4 protein-coding genes and 2 pseudogenes are annotated in these 6,355 nt (G+C 70.7%); 5 read left to right on the top strand and 1 reads right to left on the bottom strand.

Annotated elements, in window-relative coordinates:
* Both BEK98_RS44685 and BEK98_RS44680 read left to right on the top strand, forming a co-directional pair.
* A pseudogene (locus tag BEK98_RS44685) lies at nucleotides 1-1,443 on the top strand (hypothetical protein); the annotation flags it as partial.
* 82 nt (nucleotides 1,444-1,525) lie between these two features.
* Complete coding sequence (locus tag BEK98_RS44680) at nucleotides 1,526-3,391, top strand: cellulase family glycosylhydrolase (RefSeq protein ID WP_094222578.1); 1,866 nt, start codon at nucleotides 1,526-1,528, stop codon at nucleotides 3,389-3,391.
* A gap of 55 nt (nucleotides 3,392-3,446) precedes the next feature.
* Here BEK98_RS44680 and BEK98_RS44675 read toward each other — a convergent pair whose 3' ends face one another.
* The gene (locus BEK98_RS44675; protein WP_094222577.1) at nucleotides 3,447-4,700 is read right to left on the bottom strand and encodes a YncE family protein; all 1,254 of its coding nucleotides are present in this window, start codon (nucleotides 4,698-4,700) and stop codon (nucleotides 3,447-3,449) included.
* A 139-nt stretch (nucleotides 4,701-4,839) separates the two neighbouring features.
* Between BEK98_RS44675 and BEK98_RS44670 the strand changes: the two genes are divergently transcribed.
* From BEK98_RS44670 to BEK98_RS50525, 3 genes and pseudogenes are all read left to right on the top strand, one after another.
* Entirely contained in the window at nucleotides 4,840-5,517 is a 678-nt protein-coding gene (locus BEK98_RS44670; protein WP_094222576.1) for a TetR/AcrR family transcriptional regulator, read from the top strand.
* A 146-nt stretch (nucleotides 5,518-5,663) separates the two neighbouring features.
* Nucleotides 5,664-5,929: pseudogene (locus tag BEK98_RS50530) on the top strand (alcohol dehydrogenase catalytic domain-containing protein); the annotation flags it as partial.
* 2 nt (nucleotides 5,930-5,931) lie between these two features.
* On the top strand, nucleotides 5,932-6,355 hold a 424-nt coding region (locus BEK98_RS50525; RefSeq protein ID WP_244202255.1), incomplete at both ends, for a zinc-binding dehydrogenase.

Genomic DNA, 6,355 nt, shown 5'->3' with positions numbered 1-6,355 from the left:
GGGGCTGCCCATCGGGAGCGCGGGGCTCCCCGAGGGGAGCGTGAGCTCGTCCACGATGAGCGTGGGGTCGTCCGCGAAGACGGCAAGGCCGGTCGCGCGGTGGGCAGGGCTGCCGACGAGGAGCACGAGCCTGCCCACAGCGAGCCCGGGAGCGTCCGCAAGGGGAGCAAGAGCGGTCGCCAGGAGGGCAAGGCCCGCCGCGAGGAAGGCGAGGAAAGCAAAGTCAGCCGCCGGAAGGGCAACACCGGGCGTCGCGAGGGCAGGGCCGGTCGCCAGGAGGGCAGGGGCGCTCGCCGCGAGGACAGGGCCGTGCGCCACGAGGGCAGGGCCGCTCGTCAGGAAGCCAGGATCACCGGGCTCGCCGTCTTCGAGCGGGGCACCGACACCCGACAGGACCGCGTAGGTGCTGGACGGATCGCCAAGGTGTGGGGACTCGGTGGCATCCGGATCGGCGATGCGCTCGGGGTGCCGGGGCGGGTGTACGAGCACCACTTCGCGCCGCCCACCCTGGAGACCGTCGTCGTCCCGGGGCCCGGCACCGACCGGCGGTCCCTGCACCTCGCGCTCACCCAGCTGGCCGAACAGGACCCGCTCATCGGCGTCAGCCACGACGAGCTGCGGGGGGAGACCTCGGTCTCCCTCTACGGCGAGGTGCAGAAGGAGGTCATCCAGGTCACCCTCGCCGACGAGTACGGCCTGGCCGTCGCCTTCCGGGAGACCACCACCCTGTGCATCGAGCGGCTGGTCGGCACCGGGCAGGCCGTGGAGTTCAACAAGAGGGATCCCAACCCCTTCCTCGCCACCGTCGGCCTGCGCGTCGACCCCGCCCCGCCCGGCGCGGGCGTGCGGTTCCGGCTGGAGGTGGAGCTGGGCTCCATGCCGTACGCCTTCTTCAAGGCCGTCGAGGACACCGTCCGCGAGACGCTCGGCCAGGGGCCGCACGGCTGGCGGATCCCCGACTGCACGGTCACCATGACCCACTCCGGCTACTCGCCCCGGCAGAGCCACGCCCACCAGGGTTTCGACAAGAGCATGTCGAGCACCGGCTACGACTTCCGCGGCCTGACCCCGCTCATCCTGATCGAGGCGCTGCGCCGGGCGGGCACCCTGGTGCACGAGCCGATGCACCGCTTCCGCATCGAGGCCCCGGCGGACACGCTGGGCGCCCTGCTCCCGGTGCTGGCCCGGCTGGGGGCGGTACCGGAGAGCACCGGGGCACACGGCAGGGAAGGTGTCCTGGAGGGTGCCGTACCCGCCGCCCGGATCCATGAGCTGGAGCAGCGGCTGCCGGGACTGACCCGGGGCGAGGGCGAGCTGGAGACCTCCTTCGACCACTACGCACCGGTCACCCGCGGCCCGCTGCCCGAACGCCCGCGCACCGACCACAACCCGCTCAACCGGAAGGAGTACCTGCTGAACGTCACCCGCCGGGTCGGCGACTGAGGCAGCTGGGCTGACTGAGAGTCAACTTACTTCTGAGTCAGTAGTATTGACGCTGTCCCGACATCCCCGGACTGTGGTGTACATGTCCACCATCAGGGCGCGTCTGTTTCTTGTCCTGGTCGTCCTCAGCGGACTTCTGACGGTGGCGGGTGCCCCGCCCGCCACCGCCGCCACCCCCGCCGTCCCCGCCGATTCCCTCTGGTTCGACGGCACCCCACTCACCGTCCAGAACGGCCGCTTCACCGACGGCCAGGGCCGCGAGATCGTGTTGCGCGGCTACAACGTCTCCGGCGAGACCAAACTGGAGGAGAACGGCGGCCTGCCCTTCGCCTCGGCCGCCGACGCCCGGAAGTCCGCGACCGCGCTGCGCGCCCTCGGCGGCGGCAACGCGGTCCGCTTCCTGCTCTCCTGGGCGCACGCCGAACCCGCGCGCGGCCAGGTGGACACCGCCTACCTGGCCGCGGTCACCGAGCAGATGCGCGCCTTCCTGGACGCGGGCATCCGGGTCTACCCCGACTTCCACCAGGACCTCTACTCCCGCTACCTGTTCAACACCGGCAGCTGGTACACCGGCGACGGCGCCCCCAAGTGGGCGGTGGACGCCGGAGGTTATCCCAAGGAGTCCTGCGGCATCTGCCTCTTCTGGGGCCAGAACATCACCCAGAACACGGCCGTGCAGAAGGCGCAGTACGACTTCTGGCACAACGCCTACGGCCTGCAGGACTCCTTCCTGGCGACGGCCCAGACGGCCATGACGTACCTCCAACAGCACCTCACCGACGGCGAGTTCGCGGACATCGTCGGCTTCGACCCCTACAACGAGCCGTACGCGGGCAGCTACGACTCCGGGCAGACCTCACGCACCTGGGAACGCGACCTGCTCTGGCCGTTCTACGTGAAGTTCCGTGCCCGCATGGACGCCGCCGGCTGGCAGGACAAGCCCGCCTTCGTCGAGCCCAACCTCTTCTGGAACGCGAACATCTCCACCCAGAAGCAGGAGGGCGGACTGCTGGAGGCGGGCACGCTCGGCCCGCGCTACGTCTTCAACACCCACTTCTACGACCAGAAGGCCATCTCCGGCATCCTGATGTGGGGCAAGGCGGCCGACGGCCAGTACACCTCCGACTTCGCCGCGATCCGCGACCGCGCCTCGACCGCCGGGACCGCGGCCGTGGTCAGCGAGTTCGGGCACCCGCTGTCCGGCACGGTGTCCGACAAGGCGCCCACCGTGCTCAAGGCGATGTACCAGGCGCTCGACTCCCGTGTCCCCGGGGCGAGTTGGTGGACCAACCCGGCCGCCTCCGGCCCGGTGCTGTCCGGCTCGCAGTGGCAGTGGGACCTCTACAACGGCCGCCACCACGAGCTGATGAACGGCAACTCCGACAAGGTCCTCACCTCCGGCGACGCCTGGAACGACGAGGACCTCTCCGCCGTGAAACTCGACGACTCCGGGAACGTGACCCTCCGTCAGGACGCCCGGCTGCTCGACCGCGTCTACCCGAGCGCCACCGCCGGCTCGACCCTCGCCTTCACCTACGAGGACCGCTCCCGGGACGGCTCGACCACCCTGACCTGGAACCCGGTGCCGAGTTCGCTGCCGAACGTGGCACGGCTGGTGGGCTCGGGCCAGTACGGGCTGCTGGTGTGGCGCTCAGGGAGCGGCACCGCCCCGACCGAGCTGCACCTGCCGGCGTCCTTCCCCGGCTCGGCGACCACCGTCGTCTCCGACCTGGGCACGGTCTACGCACCGCCCGCCTACACCGCCTCGACCCCGGTCGGCGTGGCCCCCGAGCCCGGCGGCACCGGCAGCCGCCGGCTGCTGCTCACCGACACGGACTCCGGCGTCCTGCACTACGCCCTGGTGGCCAACGGGGCCACGGCGCCCTCATCGGACCTGCTGAGCGCCGCCAGGTCCGAGCTGGCCTCCTGGGCGGCGGCTCGCTTCTGACAGCAGCACGGCCTCCGGGGCGAGTGGGGCAACCCGGAGGCCGTACGACAGTCGCTCAACTCCCGCTCGGGCCCGTCCAGTCGGCCTGCACATGCCCCAGCCGGACGCGCTGCGGATGGTCGCCGACCGGGATCGACGTCACCTTCTTGCCCGTGGCGAAGTCGATCGCCGTCACCTGGTCGGCGCCGCTCTCGGAGACGATGCAGTCCTTGCCGTCACCGCTGACCGTGGCCCAGTACGGCTTGGACGTCGTGACCAGCGGGCCCTCCTGGAGGGTGGCCCGGTCCACCACCGTGGCGTAGTCGTCCATGGTGCCCGCGACACACAGCTTGGTGCCGTCGGGGCTCATCGAAATGCCGTGGTGGCGCGAGTCGTTGACCCAGGTGGTGCGGTCCTCGCTGGTCGCCGGGTTCTTCGGCAGCGTCTTCACCCGGGTGATCTTGTCGGCGGCGACGTCGTACTCCAGGAACCCGTTGAAGAAGGACACCTGGAAGTACAGCTTCGACTCGTCGGGGGAGAAGACGGCCGGCCGTACGGCGTCGGAGAAGTCCTTCAGCCCGATCGCGTCCAGCCGCTGGCGCATGTCGATGACCTTGACCTGCTTGTACGTGGTCGCGTCCACGACCGTGATGTGCCGGTCGCCCTTCGTCCAGTCCCAGGCCGGGTCGTCCAGGGCGGTGTTGACGTCCCCGATGGCCATGTTCCAGATGTACTTGCCGTCCTTGGTGAAGATGTTCTCGTGCGGCTTGTCACCGGTCGCGAACGAGCCCAGCTGCTTACCGGTGTTGATGTCCAGCACGTGCACGGTGTTAGCGGTCGAGGCGGAGACCGCCACCCGGGTGCCGTCCGGCGAGACCGCCATGTGGTCGGCGCGGTAACCGGACACCGGGAAACGCCAGTTGACCTTGTCGGTCGCCAGGTCGATCGAGACGACGTCCGCGAAGCTCGGGCGGGAGACCACGACCGACTTGCCGTCCGGGGTGGAGTACATGTCGTCGGCGAACTGGTCGTGGCCCTCGCCGACGCTGTTGCGGATCGCCATGAAGTAGATCCACTTGATGGGGTCCGCGTTGATCTCCGCCATCCGCTGGTCCTTGTCCGGGATGACGTTGATCCGGCCGACCTTCGCGAAGTCGCCGGAGGACTTGATGACATCGGCGGTGCCGTCCCAGTTGTTGCCCACGAACAGCACCTCGCGCAGGTCCGGGGCGGCGGACGAGGCGGCGGAGGCGGCGGTCGCCGGGCCGGCGACGGTCAGGACGAGGGCGGCGGCCACGGAGCAAAGGTGCCTGGTTCTGGAGGCAGGCATGACTGCTCTCTTTCCTCGGGGAAATCTGAACACGGGCGGATTCACAGTGAACTTACTGAAAAGTAAGGAGGGGGTGCCCTTCTCGACAAGATGTGTGCACGACAAGATTGGGCTGCCGGTGGGTGACGGAGGGGGAAGCGTGACGGGGAGGCTCAGGGCGCCGACGGGCCGCTACGGCGGCAGGTCCGCGGAGGAACGGCAGGCCGAGCGCCGCCGCCGGTTCCTGGACGCGGCGCTGCAGTCGTTCGGCGACAGCCCGGGCTTCCGCGCCACGACGGTCGCGGCACTGAGCCAGGCCGCGGGCCTGTCCACCCGCCAGTTCTACGAGGAGTTCCGCACCCTGGAGGACGTCCTCGCCGCGCTGCACCTGGAGGTCAACGGCTGGGCGGAGCAGGCGGTGCTGGACGCGCTCGCGGCGGCCGAGGGGCTGCCACTGGCCGAACGGGTCGCGGTGCTGTTCCGCGCCTACGCCCGCGACGTCACCTCCGACCCGCGCCGCATCCGCATCGCCTTCGTGGAGATCATCGGCGTCAGCCCCCGGCTGGAGGAGCAGCGGCTCGCCCGCCGGGCCCGCTGGGTCGACCTGATCCGCTCCGAGGCGGACGCGGCGGTGGCCCGTGGGGAGGCGGCGCCGCGCGACTACCGCCTCGCGGCCACGGCCTTCATCGGCAGCGTCAACGGTCTGCTGCACGACTGGAGCGCCGGCTGGGTGGACGCGAACCTGGACGAGGTCGTCGACGAACTCGTCCGCCAGCTGCTGGGCATCCTGCGGCCACAGGGCTGGCGTCCCGAGGACTGGCGTCCGGAGGCCGGCTGATCGGCCCCGGCTCGGTCCCGCCAGGTCAGATTTCCCCAGGTCACGGGTGGTGTGACCGCAGGGTTCGTACCGTTCGGCGCGCGCGATGGGCCCGGAGCTGGTCTGCTGGACCGGGGGGCTTTCGTACCCGTTCTCCGGAGATACGCATGAGTACCTATCGAGTCGCGCAGGTGACCGCCCCGAACGGCACGTTCGAGCTGGCCGAGCGGGAGGTGCCACAGCCCGGGCCCGGCGAGGTGCGGATCGCCGTCGAGGCGTGCGGCATCTGCCACAGCGACGCCCTCTTCGTGAGCGCCGGGCTACCGGGCGTGACGTTCCCGGAGGTACCCGGGCACGAGATCGCCGGGCACGTGGAGGAGCTGGGCCAGGGGACACACGAGCGCGGATGGCGGGTCGGCGACCGGGTGGCCGTNNACGCCCTGGCCCGCATCCCCGACGGGCTGTCCGCGAGCGACGCCGGGCCGATGGCCTGCGCGGGCGTGACCGTCTTCAACGGGCTGCGACGCAGCTCCGCCCGGCCCGGGGACGTGGTGGCCGTGCTCGGCATCGGCGGCCTCGGCCACCTCGGAGTGCAGTACGCGGTCGCGATGGGCTTCGAGGCTGTCGCGATCGCCCGTGGCCCCGAGAAGGCGGACTTCGCCAAGCAACTCGGCGCCCACCACTACGTCGACAGCACCTCCGGCACCCCGGTCGCCGAGGCGCTGCAGTCCCTCGGCGGCGCCAAGGTCGTCCTGGCCACGGCCGGGAACTCCGAGGCCATCACGGCCACCGTGGACGGCCTGGCCCACCGCGGCGAGCTGGTGGTCATCGGCGCGGACATCGAACCACTCGCCATCAC

Origin of the sequence: Streptomyces diastatochromogenes (assembly GCF_002242805.1) — a bacterium.
Classification (GTDB): Bacteria; Actinomycetota; Actinomycetes; order Streptomycetales; family Streptomycetaceae; genus Streptomyces; species Streptomyces diastatochromogenes.
The sequence above is the reverse complement of the archived record's forward strand: the minus strand, read 5'-3'. Positions and strand labels throughout refer to the sequence as shown.

Bases quoted from the DNA above. Each gene is read 5' to 3' on its own strand.
- BEK98_RS44675 (WP_094222577.1), bottom strand. From the start codon at position 4,700: ATGCCTGCCTCCAGAACCAGGCACCTTTGCTCCGTGGCCGCCGCCCTC.
- BEK98_RS44680 (WP_094222578.1), top strand. From the start codon at position 1,526: ATGTCCACCATCAGGGCGCGTCTGTTTCTTGTCCTGGTCGTCCTCAGC.